General features: G+C 70.9%; 18 protein-coding genes and 1 riboswitch. Of the genes, 15 read left to right on the plus strand and 3 right to left on the minus strand.

From position 1 onward, the window contains the following. The first annotated feature begins 6 nt into the window (after positions 1–6). Together ACVBEQ_RS16445 and ACVBEQ_RS16450 are read left to right on the plus strand one after the other, a co-directional pair. Positions 7–1260 (plus strand): amidohydrolase, encoded by a 1254-nt coding sequence (locus ACVBEQ_RS16445; protein ID WP_447154386.1) that lies wholly within the window; start codon positions 7–9, stop codon positions 1258–1260. Then, a complete protein-coding gene (locus tag ACVBEQ_RS16450; protein WP_447154387.1) occupies positions 1257–2822 on the plus strand; it encodes an AAA family ATPase in 1566 nt (521 codons plus the stop codon). Before ACVBEQ_RS16445 ends, ACVBEQ_RS16450 begins: the two co-directional genes overlap by 4 nt. A 36-nt stretch (positions 2823–2858) precedes the next feature. On the opposite strand, the gene ACVBEQ_RS16455 is transcribed toward ACVBEQ_RS16450, so the two are convergent. After that, positions 2859–3515 carry a DoxX family protein gene (locus ACVBEQ_RS16455; protein WP_447154388.1) on the minus strand — a complete coding sequence of 219 codons (657 nt, stop codon included), beginning with the start codon at positions 3513–3515 and terminating at the stop codon, positions 2859–2861. 34 nt (positions 3516–3549) lie between these two features. On the opposite strand from ACVBEQ_RS16455, the gene ACVBEQ_RS16460 reads away from it, so the two are divergent. Together ACVBEQ_RS16460 and rpsT are read left to right on the plus strand one after the other, a co-directional pair. Continuing rightward, positions 3550–4254 carry an esterase/lipase family protein gene (locus ACVBEQ_RS16460; RefSeq protein WP_447154389.1) on the plus strand — a complete coding sequence of 235 codons (705 nt, stop codon included), beginning with the start codon at positions 3550–3552 and terminating at the stop codon, positions 4252–4254. Positions 4255–4391: 137 nt separating this feature from the next. After that, positions 4392–4652: a 30S ribosomal protein S20 gene (rpsT, locus tag ACVBEQ_RS16465; protein WP_447154390.1), complete on the plus strand. Its 261-nt coding sequence runs from the start codon at positions 4392–4394 to the stop codon at positions 4650–4652. 137 nt (positions 4653–4789) lie between these two features. On the opposite strand, the gene holA is transcribed toward rpsT, so the two are convergent. Then, complete coding sequence (gene holA, locus ACVBEQ_RS16470; RefSeq protein WP_447154391.1) at positions 4790–5773, minus strand: DNA polymerase III subunit delta; 984 nt, start codon at positions 5771–5773, stop codon at positions 4790–4792. A 159-nt stretch (positions 5774–5932) separates the two neighbouring features. Here holA and ACVBEQ_RS16475 point away from each other — a divergent pair, with 159 nt between their 5' ends. The 3 genes from ACVBEQ_RS16475 (at position 5933) to ACVBEQ_RS16485 (ending at position 8559) form a co-directional block, all read left to right on the plus strand. Beyond that, a complete protein-coding gene (locus ACVBEQ_RS16475; protein ID WP_447154392.1) occupies positions 5933–6661 on the plus strand; it encodes a peptidylprolyl isomerase in 729 nt (242 codons plus the stop codon). Positions 6662–6781: 120 nt separating this feature from the next. Beyond that, positions 6782–6928, plus strand: a riboswitch (SAM riboswitch). Between the two features lie 12 nt (positions 6929–6940). Further along, the gene (gene thrC, locus ACVBEQ_RS16480) at positions 6941–8245 is read left to right on the plus strand and encodes a threonine synthase (protein ID WP_447154393.1); all 1305 of its coding nucleotides are present in this window, start codon (positions 6941–6943) and stop codon (positions 8243–8245) included. After that, positions 8242–8559 (plus strand): ubiquitin-like small modifier protein 1, encoded by a 318-nt coding sequence (locus ACVBEQ_RS16485; protein ID WP_447154394.1) that lies wholly within the window; start codon positions 8242–8244, stop codon positions 8557–8559. Before thrC ends, ACVBEQ_RS16485 begins: the two co-directional genes overlap by 4 nt. A 19-nt stretch (positions 8560–8578) precedes the next feature. Here the strand turns inward: ACVBEQ_RS16485 and ACVBEQ_RS16490 are convergent, their stop codons facing one another. Continuing rightward, positions 8579–9865, minus strand: a complete 1287-nt coding sequence (locus tag ACVBEQ_RS16490) for a glutamyl-tRNA reductase (RefSeq protein ID WP_447154395.1) — start codon at positions 9863–9865, stop codon at positions 8579–8581. Positions 9866–10034: 169 nt separating this feature from the next. Between ACVBEQ_RS16490 and hemE the strand changes: the two genes are divergently transcribed. The 8 genes from hemE to hemL all read left to right on the plus strand — a co-directional run bounded on the left by hemE (position 10035) and on the right by hemL (position 18916). Beyond that, positions 10035–11174, plus strand: coding sequence for a uroporphyrinogen decarboxylase (gene hemE / locus ACVBEQ_RS16495; RefSeq protein WP_447154396.1), 1140 nt, complete (start codon positions 10035–10037; stop codon positions 11172–11174). Beyond that, the gene (locus tag ACVBEQ_RS16500; protein ID WP_447154397.1) at positions 11171–12634 is read left to right on the plus strand and encodes a protoporphyrinogen/coproporphyrinogen oxidase; all 1464 of its coding nucleotides are present in this window, start codon (positions 11171–11173) and stop codon (positions 12632–12634) included. Before hemE ends, ACVBEQ_RS16500 begins: the two co-directional genes overlap by 4 nt. 14 nt (positions 12635–12648) lie before the next feature. Continuing rightward, the gene (gene hemQ, locus ACVBEQ_RS16505) at positions 12649–13410 is read left to right on the plus strand and encodes a hydrogen peroxide-dependent heme synthase (protein ID WP_447154491.1); all 762 of its coding nucleotides are present in this window, start codon (positions 12649–12651) and stop codon (positions 13408–13410) included. Beyond that, positions 13407–14648: a ferrochelatase gene (locus ACVBEQ_RS16510; protein WP_447154398.1), complete on the plus strand. Its 1242-nt coding sequence runs from the start codon at positions 13407–13409 to the stop codon at positions 14646–14648. The genes hemQ and ACVBEQ_RS16510 overlap by 4 nt, the downstream gene beginning before the upstream one ends. Positions 14649–14652: 4 nt before the next feature. Further along, positions 14653–15576, plus strand: coding sequence for a hydroxymethylbilane synthase (gene hemC / locus ACVBEQ_RS16515; RefSeq protein WP_447154399.1), 924 nt, complete (start codon positions 14653–14655; stop codon positions 15574–15576). Beyond that, the gene (locus ACVBEQ_RS16520; RefSeq protein WP_447154400.1) at positions 15573–16448 is read left to right on the plus strand and encodes a uroporphyrinogen-III synthase; all 876 of its coding nucleotides are present in this window, start codon (positions 15573–15575) and stop codon (positions 16446–16448) included. Before hemC ends, ACVBEQ_RS16520 begins: the two co-directional genes overlap by 4 nt. A gap of 7 nt (positions 16449–16455) precedes the next feature. Then, the gene (hemB, locus tag ACVBEQ_RS16525) at positions 16456–17451 is read left to right on the plus strand and encodes a porphobilinogen synthase (RefSeq protein ID WP_447154401.1); all 996 of its coding nucleotides are present in this window, start codon (positions 16456–16458) and stop codon (positions 17449–17451) included. A gap of 157 nt (positions 17452–17608) precedes the next feature. After that, positions 17609–18916 carry a glutamate-1-semialdehyde 2,1-aminomutase gene (gene hemL, locus ACVBEQ_RS16530; protein WP_447154402.1) on the plus strand — a complete coding sequence of 436 codons (1308 nt, stop codon included), beginning with the start codon at positions 17609–17611 and terminating at the stop codon, positions 18914–18916. Positions 18917–19095 lie beyond the last annotated feature (179 nt).

The raw sequence follows: 19095 nt of genomic DNA on the forward strand, positions 1-19095 counted from the left end.
TGGCGCATGTCTGACGCCCGAACCTCGTACCCGACCAATTCCCCGTCCGCCGGCACTCTGTCCACCCACACGGTGATCGCCATCACGGGGGCGCACGTCGTACCCATCGACGGCACGCCGTTCGACGGCACGGTGCTGCTGCACGGCGGCCGTATCGCCGCCATGGGCAAGGACGTCACGATCCCGGCTGACGCCACCGTCATCGAGGCCGATGGGAAGTGGCTGCTGCCCGGATTCCTCGACGCACACACCCACCTCGGTGTGCACGAGGAGGGCGAGGGGTGGGCCGGTAACGACACCAACGAACTGACCGATCCGGTCACCGCGGCGGTCCGCGCCCTGGACGCGATCAACCCCACCGAGATGGGCTTCGACGACGCGCTCAGCGGCGGGGTGACCGCGGTCAACGTCAACCCCGGGTCCGGCAACCCGATCGGCGGGCTCACCGTCGCGATCCACACCCACGGCCGGACGGTCGACGAGATGGTGCTCCGCTCACCGTCCGGGCTGAAGTCCGCCCTCGGCGAGAACCCGAAGCGGGTGTACAGCGAGAAGAAGCAGAACCCGTCGACGCGACTGGGCACGGCGGCGGTGATCAGGGCGGCGTTCGTGGACGCGCAGAACTACCTCGACAAACACGATCACGCCGAACCCGGCAAGCCGCCGCCCGGGCGCAACCTGACGTCGGAGGCCCTGGCCGCGGTCCTGCGCGGCACCATCCCGTGGCGGCAGCACTGCCACCGGGCGGACGACATCGCCACGGCCGTGCGGATCGCCGACGAGTTCGGCTACCGGCTCGTCATCGACCATGGCACCGAGGCTCATCTGATCGCAGATGTGCTGGCGCAGAAGAACATTCCGGTGCTGATCGGGCCGTTGTTCACCTCGCGCTCGAAGGTCGAACTGCGGCAGCGGTCGATGGCCAACCCGGGCAGGCTGGCCGCCGCCGGGGTGGAGATCTCGATCATCACCGACCACCCCGTCGTGCCCATCCACTTCCTGGTCCACCAGGCGACGCACGCGGTCAAGGAGGGACTGGACCCGGAAACGGCGCTCCGCTCGCTGACGATTAACCCGGCACGGGTGATGGGCCTCGACACCCGACTCGGCTCGCTGGCCGTGGGGAAGGACGCCGACGTGGTGTTGTGGAGCGGTGATCCGCTGGACGTGATGCAGCGGGCGCTGCGGGTCTTCATCGCCGGGCGCGGGGTCTACACCTACGACGAGGCGACGCGCACCGGTCAGGTGGCCGGGCGATGACGGCGGAGCAGCCCGACTCCACGGGACTGGACCGCGCACAGGTCCTCTCGATGGCCAGGGCGCTGGCCGACCTGATCGACACCGCGCGCACGGAGGTGACCGGCGGCGCGCCGTCGCCACTGGTGTCCGCGCTGTCCGAGCACTTAGGGGTGGACGCCCGGCAAGCCACCATCGTCAGCCATTACTGGGCGCCGTGGGAACACGTGTCTCTGCATCGGGGAGTGGCCGCTCACCTGGCCGCGGTCACCCCCGATGCGGAGTGGATCGGGCTGCCGGGCGGCCCCATGCGGATGCACAACGATCTGCCGTCCCTGCTGCAGATGGACCCGGCGGAGCGGTTGACCACCGCCGATTACCTCTTGCTGCCGATCAGCCCGACGGACACCCAGGACGTCGTGTCCAGTGGGCTGGTGCGCACCATCGACGTCGCGGGCCACCCTGTGGTGATCGTGATGCGAGAGACGCAGATGGCAGGCCCGCCGCAGATGTCGGTCGAGTTGATGGCCGCAGACCGCGGCGTCGCATCCGGCCTCCTCACCCGCCTGCAGGAATTGGTCGCGGAGCACGACATCCTGCGCGGGCAGGTGCTGTCGTTCACCGTCAACGAGCATCAGGGCAACCAGATGGTCAGTTTCCTGCCCCGGCCCTCGGTTGCGGCGTCGGACGTCATCCTCCCGCCCAACGTGCTGCCGACGATCGAGAAGCACGTCTCCGGACCGGCCGAGCGTGCGGAGCGGCTGCTGCAGCTCGGCATCCATCTCAAGCGCGGCGTCCTGCTGCACGGCCCGCCCGGCACCGGGAAGACCCACACCGTTCGCTACTTGATGGGGCGTCTCGCGGACAGCACGGTCATCGTCCTCACCGGCAACGGCCTGATGTTCATCGACCAGGCCGCGGCCCTGGCCCGCCGGCTGGCGCCCAGTGTGGTGGTGGTCGAGGACGTCGACCTGATCGCGCAGGACCGGTCGTTCTCGCCGATGGGGAACCCGGTGCTGTTCAGCCTCCTGGACGCGATGGACGGGGTCGCCGCAGACGCCGACGTGACGTTCGTGCTGACCACCAACCGGGCCACCATGCTGGAGGAGGCTCTCGTCCAGCGGCCCGGCCGGATCGACCTCGCGGTCGAGATACCGCGGCCGGACGCCGACGGCCGACGGCAACTGGCCGAGCTCTACCGGGGTGGTGCCGCCGTGACCGCCGACGTCGAGCCGTTGGTCGCGGCCACCGAGGGCGCGACCGCGTCGGCGATCAAGGAATTGATGCGCCGGGCGGTCCTTCGCGCGCTGGACGCGGATCCGTCGGTGGACCCACCTGTCGTCGACGACGGTGTGCTCGCGGCGGTTCTGCAGGACTTCGTCTCGGAGACGCAGGCGCTGAGCAGGTCCCTGCTCGGCGCGGGCGGTGAGCCCGGGAACGATGGCGCGGGTCCAGCAGGCCCGGACGGCCCGGAAGGGGCGGAGTGGTTCGGTGGCCCCGACGGCCCGGTGCCCGGCATCGCCCCGGCTGCGTTCGTGCACCGCACGATGCCCGGCGGCTACGGGGGAGGTTGGTCGGCGGGCTGACTGCGTCGGCGTGTTTGGTGTCGGTCGGCGGACGGCTCAGGTCGCGGCCGACCGGCCCACCCGCAACGCCCACAGCACCAGCGGCACCTGCAACGGCAACCGGGCGAACAGCACAGCCCGGTACCAGAGCGGTCGCCGCCGCGATCGAACCGTCATCGAGATGTTGGCCGGGAAGACGGCGACGAACAGCGCCGCAGTGACCGGCCCGCCCCATCGCCGGGTGGCGGGATGGGCGAGCAGCGCCGCGCAGGCGAGCTCAGCGACACCGCTGATCGCGACCAGCTCGGCGGGACGCGGGAGCGCCTTGGGGACGATGGCCACGAACGGCCCCGGACGGACGAAGTGCATGACCCCGGAGCCCGCGAGGAGAGCGATCAGGAACAGCCGCACCTTCGGAACGCTGATCTCGGTGCCGGACAGGACTCGGAGAAGGTGCATGTGCCCATGGTGCAGTGCGCGCGGCGGATAGCGTGAGGGGGACAGGCTGACCAATCCTGGCCGCCGCGCCGTCACCACCCGGATGACGCGGGCGGTCGGGGCGCTGATGGTGCTGCTGCTCACCGCCGCCGGATGTTCGACGTCCGGCGCTCCGTCGGCCGCGCCGTCAAGCCCGCCGACGTCGGCCACTGTGCAATCGAGCACGGTGCCGTCAAGCCCCGCGCCATTGGCCCCGTCCGCACCGTCGCTCGTCACCTCCCCCGCCGGCGCACCCGTACCGTTTGCGGACGTGGGCCTGTCCGGAGTGAACGATCCGACGTGCAGCTCCGAGCACCGCCCGGTGGTCCTGCTGCACGGAACACTGGCCACCGCACAGGGCGATTTCAGCGTGCTCGCGCCCGCGCTCCAGGCAACGGGGCGCTGCGTCTTCACACTCGACTACGGGATGGGCGGCACCCGTTCGGTCCGCAGCTCCGCGAAGACGGTGACCGCCTTCATCGACCGGGTCCTGGAGACGACAGGCGCCGACCAGGTCGACGTCATCGGCTATTCACAAGGCGGACTGGTGCTGCGCACCGCGCTGCGTCTCGAAGGGCTCGCACCGCGGGTTGCCGTCGCGGTGCTCATCGCCCCGACCTTCCACGGCAGCACGTCGCCGCTGCTCACCGCACTGCCGCCGGCGCTCTGCCCGGCGGGCGCCGATCAGGCGGCCGGATCGGCGCTGCTGAAGGAACTGGACGCGGGCGGCGATCTGGATGGCGACGTCCGCTACGCGGTGATCTCCAGCAACCTCGACATGATCGTCACGCCGGTGTCCGCGCAGGCGCCCGTCGGCCCGGCGGATCGGGTCACGTCGCTGATCGTGCAGGACCGGTGCCCCGGCTCCCGGCTGGATCACCTCGGACTGCGAGCGGATCCGGGCGTTGTGTCCTGGGTCGTCGAGGCGCTCGACTCGGGCGGCTCCCCCGATCCGTCGGCCTTCACCTGCGGCTGACCAGGGCTAGGTCCGTCAGCGGGCAGCAGCGGATTTGGGCGCGACTGTGTGCAGCTGGTAACCTCGAAGGTCGTGTGCGCCGCAGTGGCGCACGCATCATGTGCATCATTCCCCCGACGAAATGAAGGCAATCCGGCGTGGCCAATATCAAGTCCCAGATCAAGCGCATTCGTACCAACGAGGCTGCGCGCCTGCGCAACAAGTCGGTCAAGTCTGCGCTGAAGACGGCCGTCCGCCGCGTGCGTGCAGCAGCCAGTTCCGGCGACAAGGCCGCCGCGCAGACCGAGCTCGCGGTTGCCTCGCGCAGCCTCGACAAGGCAGCGTCCAAGGGCGTCATCCACGCCAACCAGGCCGCGAACCGCAAGTCCGCGCTCGCCCAGCTGGTCAACCAGCTCTGACCGCCGGGTGCTGACCGCAGCGCCCGCGTCACCGAGCAGTACCAGCGCCACCAACGCCGTCCGGTCAACCGCCGGGCGGCTTTTTGGCGTCACCTGCGGTGGTAATTCGCCGACTTCCAGCTGCTGCTGATCGGCCGTCAGCGGCGCTTGCGCGCAGCAACGAGGTCGAGCACCGCCCGCTCCAGGGCGTACTCCGGATCGACCGCGGCGCCCTTGACGTCGGCGTTGAGCTGCGCCACCACCGCCATTCCGGCCACCAGGCCGTCCGACGTCCAGCCGCGTCCCGCCGTCCGGGCTTTGTCGACCTTCCACGGCGGCATACCCAGCTGCGATGCCAGCGCGTAGGAGTTCCCGCCGCGGGCACCGGACACCCTGGCGATCGTCCGCACCCCATCGGCCAACGCATCGGCGATCAGGACCGGTGCCACCCCGACACCCGTTGCCCAGCGCAGGGATTCGAGGGAAGCCGGCAGGTCGCCCGCCATCACCGAGTCGGCAACGGTGAAGCCGGTCACCTCGGCCCTGCCCCGGTGATACCGGTGGACCGCGGTCTCGTCGACCATCCCGCCGGTGTCGGCCACCATCTGACTGGCCGCCGACGCGAGTTCCCGCAGGTCAGCACCGACCGCGTCGACCAGCGCCGCAACGGCATCCGGGGTCGTGGTCCCACCCGCCTTGCGGATCTCGGAACGGACGAAGTCGATGCGCTCGGCGAGCCGGGTGATCTTGTTGCAGACCACCACCGCGGCGCCGGCCTTGGTCAGCGCATCGGCGATCGGCTTGTTCCGCGCACCGCCGGCATGGTGCACCAGCAGCGTCACTCCCTCGACGGGATCCGCGCAGTACCCGATCAGCGCGGTGGCCAGGTCCTTCGCAGCTTCCTGCGCCCCGCGGATCACGACCACCCGCGGCTCCGCGAACAGGCTCGGCGCCACCAGATCCCAGAACTCTCCCGCCGCCAGACCGGCTCCGACTGCGTCACGGCGCTCGGCCCCGGGCTCGACCCGCCGCGCGGCCGCGGTGGCCCGCCAGATCGCACGGTCGACGAGCAGCATCTCGTCGCCCGTGATGAGCGTCAGCGCCGGTGGTTCGGCACGACTGCTGTCTTTGCCGGCCGTCATGCGCTCATCGTGCCAGGCCACCCCGACACCGCGGTCCGCGCGTCCACCGCCCACTCAGCCGCCGTCGGTAGGCTGCCAATTCCCGCGGCTGCCGCAGTTCCCGGCCGCCGGATCCCGCTCACCGCAGCTGAACTTCTGCCGCCACACCGAAGGACGCCCGTGCCATCCGTCGCCCCCGCCCGTCCGTCCCGTCGCTCCACCGACCACCGCAGCGCGGCTCGAACGGCGGTCGCGGCCGTCGTCGCCGCGACGGTCCTCCTCCTGGCTGGATGCGCCTCCACCGCATCCCCCGCCGCATCCCCCGCCGCACAGCAGTCGCCGCCGGCCGGCAGCGTGGCCTGCGACTACCTGCCGGGTGAACGGGCAGCGGCCAGGCAGGTCGAGCCGCCGCCCGCGATCGAATCGGCGACGGGCACGGCGACGGCGACCATCGAGTTGACCGGCGGGCCGGTGGTCGTGGACCTGGACAGGGCGACCGCGCCGTGCACGGTCGGCAGCTTCGTGCACCTCGCGCAGAGCGGCTACTTCGACGACACCCCGTGCCACCGACTGACGGCGTCGCCGTCGCTGTCGGTGCTGCAGTGCGGCGACCCGTCGGGCACCGGCGGCGGAGGTCCCGGTTACCGGTTCGCCGACGAGACGACGGCCGACATGACCTATCCCGCAGGCACTGTCGCGATGGCCAATGCTGGTCCGGATACCAACGGATCGCAGTTCTTCCTGGTCTACGCCGACTCCACCCTGCCGCCCGATTACACCGTGTTCGGCACCATCACCGAGGGACTCGACGTCATCACGGGCATTGCGGCGCAGGGCATCACCGGCTCGGGGAATGCCACCGCACCGGTCCAGCCGGTCACCATCTCGACGGTGTCCATCGCCGAGTGACCCCGGTGTCCATCGCCGAGTGACCCCGGTGTCCATCGCCGGTTGACCCCCGAATGCCGAGCCGGAGCGGCTCGGAGGCAGCGCTGCGGTGCGCTACCATCACCGGACAACTTCATCACCCACTCATCCAGAGGGGCAGAGGGATACGGCCCGACGAAGCCCCGGCAACCACTGTCGATGATCACCATCTCGTGACGGCATCAGCCTGAGCGAGGCCGATCGACAGTAGGTGCCACATCCGTCCCGCAGCAGCGGGGAAGATGAGAGAAAGGCCTCGCCATGACTACTGTCCTGTCCACACCTGCGCCCACCGGCGGCACCGCCGCGCCCGGCACCGGCTCGCCCGGTCTCGACCTGGGTCCCGCAGTCGCACTCTCCTGTCGGGAGTGCGGGCACCGCATCGATCTCGGCCCGTACTACGCCTGTACCGAGTGTTTCGGGCCGCTCGAGGTGGCCTACGAATTCACGCTGTCCGGCGCCGCACTGAAAGCCGCGATCGAGTCCGGGCCGGACAACATCTGGCGGTACGCGCCGCTGCTGCCCGTTCCAGCGGACGTCGCCGCCACCCGGAACATGAATCCGGGTTCCACCAAGCTGATCAGGGCCGACAACCTCGCCCGCGAGCTCGGCATGAAGACGCTGTGGGTGAAGGACGACTCGGGCAATCCCACCCACTCGTTCAAGGACCGGGTGGTGGCCGTCGCGCTGGCCGCCGCCCAGCAGCTGGGCTTCTCCGTGCTGGCCTGCCCGTCGACCGGCAACCTCGCGAACGCGGTCGCCGCCGCCGCCGCCAGGGCCGGGATCCGTTCGGTGGTACTGGTTCCCAGCAACCTCGAGCAGCAGAAGATCCTCACCACCGCCGCGTACGGCGGCACCCTGGTCGCCGTCGAAGGCAACTACGACGACATCAACCGGTTGGCCGGGCAGATCGCCGCCGAGCAGGAGGACTGGGCGTTCGTCAACGTCAACGTCCGGCCCTACTACGCCGAGGGCTCCAAGACCCTCGGCTACGAGGTCGCCGAACAGCTGGGCTGGCGGCTGCCGCAGCAGGTCGTCATCCCGATCGCGTCCGGCGCCCAGCTGGTCAAGGTGGACAAGGGGTTCACCGAGCTGGCCGAGCTCGGGCTGGTGGAAGCCACGCCCTACAAGGTGTTCGGAGCGCAGGCGACCGGCTGCTCCCCCGTCTCGGCGGCGTTCAAGGCCGGCGAGGACACCGTGAAGCCGGTGCGGCCCGACACCATCGCCAAGTCACTGGCGATCGGCAACCCCGCGGACGGCCCGTACGTTCTCGACGTCACCCGGCGGACCGGCGGCGCCGTCGAGGACGTCAGCGACGACGAGGTGATCGACGCCATCAAGCTGCTGGCCCGGACCGAGGGAATCTTCGCCGAGACCGCCGGCGGGGTGACGATCGCGGTGCTGCGCAAGCTGCTCGCCACCGGGCAGCTCGACCCGGACGCCGAGACCGTGGTCTTTAACACCGGTGACGGCCTGAAAACCCTTGACGCCATTGCCGGCTCGGTCGGGCCGACCGCGACCATCGCACCGACGCTGGCCGCCTTCGAGCAGGCCGGGCTGGCATGAGCGCCGCCGGGCAACCGGCGTCCACGGCGCCGCCGGTGACGGTGCGGGTGCCGACGATCCTGCGTGCCTACACCGGCGGTGCGTCCACCGTGACCGTCGACGCCGGTACGGGTTGCAGCGTCGGCGATCTCATCACCAGGCTGGAGAGCGAGCACCCGGGCATCCGTGCCCGGGTGCTGGACGAGGCCGGCCAGATCCGTCGCTTCGTCAACGTGTACGTCGATGACGAGGATGTCCGGTTCGGTGACGGGTTGCAGACCGATGTCGCACCGGGGACGACACTCTCGATCATTCCCGCGGTGGCCGGTGGCTGAACCCTGACCGGTTCAGCGGTCAGCTGCTCAGCCGCAGCGAGCCGGCGTGGGTGCCGGCCTGGTCGGTCAGGTCGATGCCGAACAGGGTGTGCAGGGCCTGCAGGTAGTCGGCGCCGTCGCCGGTCCGTGCCAGTTCGCCGGCTCGCATCGTCGGGGTGTGCAGCAGCGACTGGGTGACCCTGTGCAGAGCCAGTTCGACGTCGGCGGCCACCTCGGCCGGGTACTTCGCGCGCAGCCGGGTCATCTCCTTCTTCACCGCGACCGAGACATGCTGGCGGAGCGCGACAATCGCCGGATCGAGGCGGCGGACCGCCATCCGGTCCTCGAAGGCCGCCACTGCGGCGATGACGATGTCCTGCGCGTCGCTGACGGCAGTGACATGGGAGGGATCGACCTGCTCGGAGACGGTGTGCAGGTCGATCACCCGGATGCCGGGAACTGCCCGCGCCGACGCGGAGACGTCGGAGTGCAGAGCGAGATCGATCACCGGCAGCGGCTTGTCGCGCCGTGCCACCGCACTGGTCAGGACCTCTTCGGTCAACGTGTCGGCCGAGGTGCCGCTGCAGGTGACGACAAGGTCAGCTTCGGCCGTCGCAACGGCAAGTTCGCCGGCCTCGATGGGGACCGCGCCGTGCCGGTCGGCGAACCCGCTCGCCCGGCCGCTCGGCGAGAACACGAACAGGTTGCTGCAGCCGCGGGACCGTAGTTCCGCGGCGACCACCCGCGCGTAGGCGCCGGTGCCGACGACCAGGGCGGACGCCCCGACCAGCGCAACCGTCTGGCCGGCGAGATCCAGGGCCACGGAGGCGATGGATCGACCGGCGGCGCCGACCCCGGTGTCCGTGGCGACCTGCTTGGCGGTGCGGGCGGCGGACTGGAACAGCAGGTTGATGGCCGGTGACGCTGTCCCGGCGATCTGCGACTCACGCAGGGCCCTGGCGATCTGGCCGCCGATTTCGGCCTCGCCGACGACCATCGAGTCCAATCCGGATGCCACGGTGAACAGGTGCGCCACAACGGGCGCGCCGACCCGAACCTTCAGCAGTCCGCTGACCTCGTCGGCGGGGATCCCCGATACCTGCGAGACCGCGGCGGTCACCTCGTCGATGGCGTCGTGGAAGCGGACCGCGTCGAGGTAGATCTCGAGCCGGTTGCACGTCGACACGACGACGACGCCGTCGACCGGTGAATCCTCGTGGTGCACCCGGGACACCAGGGCCCGGCTGAGAACATCCGAGCCGCTGGTGAGCCGGTCCAGTTGCGTCAGCCCCAGGTCGTGATGGCTGGCGCCGAGAACCATGAGCATGGGTCAATGATATGGGTGCGGAGGCTGACAGCGTTAAGAAGGGCAGCCTAACCTCGGCCGCCGAAAATCCCCTGACCTGCGGAGATACACCGACGTGAGCTGGGTCGCTTCCCGCCTCCTGAGCTGCCCGAAGCGACCCGGCGACGTCGGGTGACACCATGGACGCATCATGACTGCCATTTCCTCCACCGCCCCCACCGACCCGACCTCGGTGACAGCCGCCCCGCACACCGGTGCCGGCTTGCCGGACAGCCACCCACTCCGGGACGGCCGGACAACCGGTTCTGCGCTGCTTGCGGCGTACCGCGGCGAGCGACCGACGACCAGGCCGGTGTGGTTCATGCGGCAGGCGGGACGATCGCTGCCGGAGTACCGCGAGGCACGCGGCGGCACCGGCATGCTCGAGGCCTGCCTGACGCCGGACCTCGCCGCCGAGATCACCCTGCAACCGGTGCGCCGGCACGGGGTGGACGCAGCGATCCTGTTCAGCGACATCGTGGTGCCGCTGAAGCTGGCGGGCATCGACGTGGAGATCGTTCCCGGGACCGGCCCGGTGGTGGCGCACCCGATCCGCACCGCGGCCGATGTCGGCGCGCTGCCGCAGTTGGATCCGTCGGCGCTTCGGCCGATCATCGACGCCGCGGCTGCCACCGTCGGCGCGCTCGGCGGCACGCCGCTGATCGGATTCGCCGGTGCACCGTTCACCCTGGCGTCCTACCTGGTCGAGGGCGGTCCCAGCCGTGAACATCTGCGCACCAAGGCCCTGATGCACGGCGACCCCGAGACCTGGGACGCACTGGCCGGCTGGGTCGCCGGCATCACCCACGCCTTCCTGCGCGCACAGGCCGTGGCCGGCGCGTCCGCGGTGCAGCTGTTCGACTCGTGGGCCGGCGCACTGTCGCTGCCGGACTACCTCCGCTACGTCGCTCCGCATTCCCAGGCGGTGCTGGCCGGGGTGGCCGATCTCGGCATTCCTCGGGTCCACTTCGGGGTCGGTACCGGGGAGCTCCTGGTCGCGATGCGCGACGCGGGCGCCGACGTCATGGGAATCGACCACCGCGTCCCGCTGGACACCGCGAACGAGCGGCTCGGCGGACGAACACCGTTGCAGGGCAACATCGATCCGGCCCTGTTGTTTGCGGGCAGCACCGCGCTGCATGCGGCCGCCGCTGACGTGATCCGGCGCGGCGCCGCGGCGCCGGGCCATGTGCTGAACCTCGGCCACGGTGTCCCGCCGGAGACCGACCCGGACGTGCTCACCCGGCTGGTCGACTTCATCCACGGCTACCCCGCCGACGCGACTCGGTGACCGCCGCCGGCACGCCGGAGGCTGTCCCGGTCCTGGTGATCGGCGGCGGAGTCGGCGGGCTCGTCACGGCCTTGGGGGTGGCCCGCGCGGGTCACCGGCCGGTCGTCGTCGAAACCGGCGTCACCTGCGGTGGCGTGCTGTCGGCGCACCGGGTCGGCGGCCTGACCCTGGACGCCGGGGCGGAGTCGTTCGCCACGGCCAGGCCGTCGGTCACCGACCTGTTGACCGAACTGGGCCTGGCGGATCGAGTCACCGTGCCCAACCCGGCAGGTGCCTGGGTTCGGCACCGCGGCGGGTCCGCGCCGTTGCCGGCGATGGCGTTGCTGGGCATTCCGGGTCGTCCGTGGGCGGGTGACGTCCGGCGGGTCATCGGTGCCGCCGGTGCCGCACGCGCTCTCGTCGACGCCGTGCTGCCCGGTCGATCCGGCCTGCCGCCCGGCTCGACGCTCGGAGCGGTGGTGCGCTCGCGGATGGGCGCACGGGTGCTCGACCGGCTCGTCGAACCGGTCGCCGGCGGCGTGTATGCCGCCGATCCCGACCGGTTGGACGTGACGACGGTCGCCCCGATGCTCGATCGCTCCCTGCGGGAGACGGGCTCCCTGGCCGGTGCGGTGCGGTTGCTGCGCGGCGGCGGCGAGCGGGCCGGATCGGCCGTGGCAACGCTGACCGGCGGTTTGCACACCCTGGTTCCGGCCCTCGTCCGAGCCGTGCTGGCCGCCGGTGGCGAGGTGCGCACCGGCACCGGCGTCACTGGCCTGTCGCAGACCGACGAGGGGTGGCGGGTGCGGCTGACCGGCGACAGGGACCTCACGGCGGGCGCCGTCGTCCTGGCCGTGCCGGCGCCGACCGCCGCCGCACTGCTCGCCAGCACATCGGTTGCGCGCGTTGCCCTCCCGGTCCTGGACGCACCCATCACCCCGGTATTGATCTGCACCTTGGTCGTCGACGATCCGCGGCTCGACACCGCACCCCGGGGTACCGGGGTGCTGGTCTCGGCGCACGCCCGAGGTGTCCAGGCGAAGGCGCTCACCCACGCAACGGCGAAGTGGCCCTGGCTGGCGGACGCCGTCGGCCCGGGACGTCATGTGCTGCGGCTCTCCTACGGCCGCGGCGGGACGCTGCCCGACGAGGATGCCCTGCCGGCGATCGCGTTGGCGGACGCGGCAGAGTTGCTCGGTGTGCCGCTCGCCGGGTCGGCACTGGTCGACTCCGCGGTGGTCCGCTGGACGTCCGCGCTGCCGGCGCCGCGCCCCGGTCACGCCGAGGCCGTTCACGCCCTCAGAACCGCGGCCCGCCCGCTCGGGCTCGCCGTCGTCGGCGCGTCGGTGGCCGGCAGCGGCCTCGCCGGTGTGGTGGCCGATGCGACGTTGCAGGCCTCTTGTCTCGTCGCGGACCTCGACGTTGTGTCCGGGATCGCGGCAGCTTCGCCGCCCGCGGCCCCCGGGCCCGACCGGTGGTGAGGGAGTATGGAGTGGTGACCAACCAGACCACCGACCCCGCCAGCACCCCCGGCGCCGAGCCGGCACATCCGACCGAAACGGGCCCACGGACGCGCCCGACAGCACGCGAGATCAATGCGCAGATCGTCTATACGGCGTTCGCGGTGTACTCGCGGGCCGGCGACCTGGATGCGCCGCGGGAGAAGGCCACCGCCGAACTGGTCGACCTGGTCGCCGACCTCACCGAGCAGGGAGTGACGGTGCGCGGCTTCTACGACGTATCGGCGCTGCGCGCGGACGCAGATCTGATGGTGTGGTGGCACGCGCCCACCGCCGAGGCCCTACAGGCCGCGGCCCGCTCGCTGCGCCGGACCGCGGTCGGCCGGACCCTGTCCCCGACCTGGTCCGCGATGGGCCTGCATCGGCCGGCGGAGTTCAACAAGGGCCACGTCCCGGCCTTCCTGGCCGGAGCCGGCGCCAAGAACTGGGCCACGGTCTACCCGTTCGTCCGGTCCTACGAGTGGTACCTGCTGCCCGATGCCGAACGGCGCGGGATGCTCGTCGAGCACGGAATGATGGGCCGCGAGTACGACCAGGTGCTGTCGAACACCGTCGCGGCGTTCGCCCTCGGCGACTACGAATGGCTGCTGGCGCTCGAGGCCGACGAGTTGCACGACACCGTCGACCTGATGCGTCACCTGCGCGCGTCCGGCGCGAGAATGCATGTCCGCGAGGAGACCCCGTTCTTCTCCGGCCGCCGGGTGGACGAGGCCGGGGTCGTCGAGGTGCTGGCGTGACGCCGACCGTCACCGCGGGATCGGGCAAGTCCGCCGAAGCCACCGATCCACGCCGGGAGGGGTACGACGCCGTCCTGCTCGCCGGATTCGGCGGCCCGGAGGGTCCCGACGACGTGATGCCGTTCCTGCGCAACGTGACCCGCGGCCGCGGGATCCCGGAGGAAAGGCTCGTCGAGGTCTCGCATCATTACCAGGCCCTGGGCGGTGCCTCCCCGATCAACGAGCAGAACCGCGCGCTGCAGGCGGCACTGCGCGACGAGCTGACGCGCCGCGGCGTCGACCTGCCGGTCTTCTGGGGAAACCGCAACTGGGCGCCGTACCTGCCGGACGTCATCACCCGGGCCCACAGCGAAGGCGCGGTCCGGCTGCTCGGCCTGTCCACCTCCGCGTACTCCTCCTACTCGTCGTGCCGGCAGTACCGCGAGGACTTCGGGATGGCGCTGGCAGCAACGGATCTCGTCGGATCTGTGCGCATCGACAAGGTGCGCCCCTACTTCGACCGACCGGGATTCCGGCAGCCCTTCGTCGACGGCACCGTCGCCGCATTACGGGACGCCGCGGCGGCCGGTCTCGGCGCCGGCGATCTGCAGATCGTCTTCACCACCCACTCCATCCCGCTGACGATGGCGGACACGTCCGGGTCCGCGGACCTCGGCGACCACGGAGCGGGCGGGGCCTACGTCACCCAGCACCTGGCGGTTGCGGCCGCGGTCATCGCCGCTGTCGGCGCCGAGTTCGGCAGCACACCGGACTGGCAACTGGCCTACCAGTCCCGCTCCGGGCCCCCGTCGGTGCCCTGGCTCGATCCCGACATCAACGATGTGATCATCGATCTCGCCGCCGCCGGTCGCCGCGGTGTGATCGTCGTGCCGATCGGGTTCGTGTCCGACCACGTGGAAGTGGTGTGGGACCTGGACAACGAGGCAGCGGAGACCGCGGCCGAGCATCAGCTGTTCTTCGCCCGGGTCCGGACGCCCGGCACCGACCCACGGTTCGTCGGGGAACTCGCCGACCTCGTCGAGGAGCGGTTGGGCACCCGGACCGCCACCCCGCAGGTGTTGGCCGGTGCCGCCCAGCGCCCCGACTTCTGCGCCACCCGCTGCTGTGTCAACTCCAGGGTGACCAAGCCGACGACAGGCGCCGTCGACTCGGCCGCAGACTGGGCGGGCAACCCGGACACCGCAGCGGTCGACCCGGAACGATTGGCGGCGTCCGGCATTCGCGGGACGTCGGGGTGAGCCGGTGACCGACAGGGTGCTGCGCGTCGGTACCCGGGGCAGTGCGCTGGCGTTGGCGCAATCCGGTGCCGTCGCGGCGCGGATCGCCGAGAGGGCCGACGCGCACTGGGAACTGGTCCGGATCAGAACCGAGGGCGACGTCAATACCGGCCCGCTCGCCGCGATCGGCGGCACCGGCGTGTTCGTCACCGCCGTCCGCACCGCTCTTGCAGCCGGCCGGGTCGACGCCATCGTCCACTCGTACAAAGATCTGCCCACTGCCCCGGCCGATGGTCTGGTGCTGGCCGCGGTGCCCACCCGGGAGGACCCGTCCGACGCCTTGTGCGCGCGGGACGGTCTCACACTGGAAACCCTGCCGATCGGCGCGCAGGTCGGCACCGGATCGCCCCGGCGGACCGCTCAACTGCTGCAGCACCGCCCCGATCTGCGGGTCGTCGCCGTTCGCGGCAACGTCGACACCCGGCTGCGGATGGTCACCGACGGAGTGCTGGACGCCGTCGTTCTCGCCGCCGCCGGTCTCGCGAGGCTCGATCGGTCCGCTGCGATCACCCAGACCTTCACCCCTTCGGAAATGCTGCCGGCGCCGGCGCAGGGCGCACTCGCTGTCGAGTGCCGTGCCGCTACCGACAACGACTGGTACGGCACGGCTGTGGCCTCCCTCGACTGCGCATCCACTCGTGCGGCCGCGGCCGCGGAGCGCGCGATGCTGAGCACGCTGGAGGCCGGCTGCATCGCCCCGGTCGGTGCATATGCACAGGTTTCAGGCGATCGGTTGCGGCTGACCGGCGCGGTCATCGCCGTCGACGGCACGTCCGCTGTCCGCGGCGAACTCGCCGGGGCGACCGGTGACGCAGCCGCCCTGGGGACCTCACTCGCCCTCGACCTGCTGTCCCGGGGTGCGGCGGGGCTGCTGGGAGCGGTGCGGTGAACCACTCTTCTCCGCGTGCCGACGCGGATTCCCGTTCGGCTCCGCCTGCACCAGGCCCGATCGCACCCGACCCGCCCACCGGTCCGCTCGCAACCGGCCCGCTCGCCGGCTGGCGGGTGCTGGTGCCGCGACCGCCCGAGCGGTCCACTGAACTGGTGGACCTGCTGACCGCCGCCGGGGCGACACCCGTTGCCGTCCCGCTGATCTCGATCGAGCCCGCCCTGGACGAGGGCGGGTTGGACCTGCGTCTTGTCGCACTGGCCCGCGGTGAATACGCCTGGCTCGGGTTCACCTCGGCCGCGGCTGTGGACGCCGTGCTGGGGCGCGCTGGACAGCTCGGACTGTACCCGGCGGTACCTGGCGACACCCGGGTCGCAGCCGTCGGTCCGGCAACCGCCGCGGCGCTGCGAGCCGCGGGACTGCCGGTCGACCTGCAGCCAACGGCGGGCGGCTCGGCCGACGCGTTGGCAGCCGTCTGGCCGCATCCGTCCGGCGACGCCGCAGTGCTGCTACCCCGTTCCGACATCGCGACTCCCGGACTCCCCACGGCCCTGTCGGCCATGGGATACCGGGTCGATGCGGTCACCGCCTACCGCACCGAGGTCCAGCCGGTCCCGCAGCCGCTGGCCGCCGAACTGTCGGCCGGGGCGTTCGACGCTGTGCTGTTCACCTCGCCGAGCACGGTGCAGGCGCTCAGCGCCGTGCCACTACCGCCTTCGACAGTGCTGTGTGCGATCGGCCGCCCGACCACCGCAGCCGCGGCCGCCACCGGTCGACCGGTGCATATGACGGCGGCCGGACCGACCGCTCCATCGCTGGTCGATGCACTGGTGAGGTTCGCCGTCGACCATCCCCGCAACGTGAAAGCGTGATCTCCAGATGACTCCAGCCTTCCCCGTCACCCGGCCGCGCCGGCTTCGCCGTACCCCGGCGATCCGCCGGTTGGTCGCCGAGACCCGTTTGCATGCGGCCGATCTGGTGCTGCCGATGTTCGTCAAGGAGTCGCTGCGTGAACCAGTCCCGCTCGCTTCGATGCCCGGGGTCCTGCAGCACACCAGGGACTCGCTGAAAGCGGCTGCCGTCGAGGCGGTCTCCGCCGGGGTCGGCGGGTTGATGCTGTTCGGGATCCCGGCGACGCGTGACGCCATCGGCTCGCAGGCCACCGACCCGGCCGGGATCCTGAACGTCGCACTGTCCGACCTGCGTTCCGAGGTCGGTAGGGACACGGTGCTGATGGCCGACCTGTGTCTGGACGAGTTCACCGACCACGGGCATTGCGGGGTGCTGACCGCCTCAGGCGCGGTGGACAACGACGCGACGCTGCAGCGGTATCGCGAGATGGCTGTCGCCCTCGCGGAATCGGGCGCGGACATGGTCGGCACCTCCGGAATGATGGACGGCCAGGTCGGCGCCGTCCGTGCGGCGCTGGACGAGTCCGGGCTGATCGACACCTCCGTCTTCGCCTACGCGGCCAAGTACGCATCCGCCTTCTACGGGCCGTTCCGCGAGGCGGTCGATTCCGCACTGGTCGGCGACCGACGGAGCTATCAGCAGGACCCCGCGAACCGGCACGAATCGGCCCGCGAGGTCGAACTCGACATCGCCGAGGGCGCCGACCTGGTGATGGTGAAGCCCGCCATGTCCTACCTCGACGTGCTGTCCGACGTCGCCGCGTCGGTGGACGTTCCCGTTGCTGCATACCAGGTCTCGGGCGAGTACGCGATGATCTCCGCCGCCGCGTCGAACGGTTGGATCGACCGGGACCGGGCCGTCGTGGAGTCGCTGACCTCGATCAAACGGGCGGGCGCGCAGATCATCCTGAGCTATTGGGCCGCCGAGGTCGCCGGCAAACTGTCTGCCGGCCAAGAGCTGTGATGTCCTGCCCGCCACTGTGATGTCCTGCCCGCCACTGTGATGCCCTGCCCGTCACTGTGATGCCCTGCCCGTCACTGTGATGTCCCGGCCGCCACTGTGATTTCCTACCCGCCACTGTGATGTCCTACCCGCCACCTTGCCCACTGGAGTGCACCCGATGACCGACACCAACAGCGCCGCCCTCTTCGAGCGGGCACTGGCAGTCACCCCCGGCGGGGTCAACTCCCCGGTGCGGGCGTTCCGCTCGGTGGGCGGAACCCCGCGGTTCATGACCTCCGGCAAGGGCGCCACCATCACCGACGCCGATGGGAACAGCTACGTCGATCTCGTCGGATCATGGGGACCGATGATCCTCGGGCACGCCCATCCCGCTGTGCTGGATGCGGTCTCGAGCGCCGTGACGCGAGGCCTGTCCTTCGGGACCCCCGGCGAGGGCGAGGTGCTGCTGGCCGAGGAGATCGTCGAGCGGGTGGGGCCTGTCGAGCAACTTCGGCTGGTCTCCTCCGGCACCGAGGCGACGATGTCGGCCATTCGCCTGGCCCGCGGCTTCACCCAGCGGTCCAAGATCATCAAGTTCGCCGGGTGCTACCACGGGCATGTCGATGCGTTGCTGGCGTCCGCGGGCTCCGGCGTCGCGACGTTCGCACTGCCCGATTCGGCCGGCGTCACCGCCGCCACGACGGCAGAGGTGGTCGTCCTGCCGTACAACGACCTCGGGGCGGTCGAAGCGGCTTTCGCCGCCCATCCGGGTGAGATCGCCGCTGTCATCACCGAAGCGGCGCCGGCCAACATGGGCGTGGTCACACCAGAGCCTGGGTTCAACGCCGGCCTGGCCCGGCTGGCGCACGCCGACGGTGCCCTGCTGATCACCGACGAGGTGATGACGGGGTTCCGGGTGAGCCGATCCGGGATGTTCGGCCTCGACGGGGCTGTCGAGGGATGGCGTCCCGATCTGATGACGTTCGGGAAGGTGATCGGCGGCGGGTTGCCGGTCGGCGCCTTCGGCGGTCGCGCCGACATCATGGAACACCTCGCACCGATCGGACCGGTGTACCAGGCGGGCACGCTGTCCGGGAACCCGATCGCGACCGCGGCCGGCCTGGCCACCCTGCGGGCCTGCGACGAGGAGGTGTACCGGCACCTGGACAAGACGGCAGAGACGGTGGGGCAACTGGCGTCCGACGCCCTGCAGCACGCCGGCGTTCCGCATCGGCTGCAGCGGGCAGGGAACCTGTTCTCGATCTTCTTCGCCGAACACCAGGTGAGCAACTACGACCAGGCACGCGGTCAGTCCGTCGCCGCCTACGCCGCGTTCTTCCACGGGATGCTCGACGCCGGTGTTTATCTGCCCCCGTCGGCGTTCGAGGCGTGGTTCGTCTCGGCCGCCCACGACGACGAGGCGCTGGAACGCATCGGCAAGGCGCTACCGGGCGCGGCCGAGGCGGCGGCAGCAGCGCTGGGCTGATCCCTTACGGAGCTGGGGCCGCACTGAGTGTCTATGCGCACTTGAGGTGCTCTCAGCGTGGACCATAGCGGCGAAGCCACCCAGCACCGCAGCCATTGCGGGTGTTCACCGCACAACGCAAACCTCCCAGTGCGTCGGTTCGCGTCTCTCGAAACTCGTGCGAAGTTCCAGCCTTTGAG

It is taken from the genome of Nakamurella sp. GG22 (assembly GCF_052976845.2).

Coding starts and splice junctions, on each gene's coding strand:
- ACVBEQ_RS16445 (WP_447154386.1), top strand. CDS start 7: ATGTCTGACGCCCGAACCTCGTACCCGACCAATTCCCCGTCCGCCGGC.
- ACVBEQ_RS16450 (WP_447154387.1), top strand. CDS start 1,257: ATGACGGCGGAGCAGCCCGACTCCACGGGACTGGACCGCGCACAGGTC.
- holA (WP_447154391.1), bottom strand. CDS start 5,773: ATGACGGCCGGCAAAGACAGCAGTCGTGCCGAACCACCGGCGCTGACG.
- thrC (WP_447154393.1), top strand. CDS start 6,941: ATGACTACTGTCCTGTCCACACCTGCGCCCACCGGCGGCACCGCCGCG.
- ACVBEQ_RS16485 (WP_447154394.1), top strand. CDS start 8,242: ATGAGCGCCGCCGGGCAACCGGCGTCCACGGCGCCGCCGGTGACGGTG.
- ACVBEQ_RS16490 (WP_447154395.1), bottom strand. CDS start 9,865: ATGCTCATGGTTCTCGGCGCCAGCCATCACGACCTGGGGCTGACGCAA.
- hemE (WP_447154396.1), top strand. CDS start 10,035: ATGACTGCCATTTCCTCCACCGCCCCCACCGACCCGACCTCGGTGACA.
- hemB (WP_447154401.1), top strand. CDS start 16,456: ATGACTCCAGCCTTCCCCGTCACCCGGCCGCGCCGGCTTCGCCGTACC.
- hemL (WP_447154402.1), top strand. CDS start 17,609: ATGACCGACACCAACAGCGCCGCCCTCTTCGAGCGGGCACTGGCAGTC.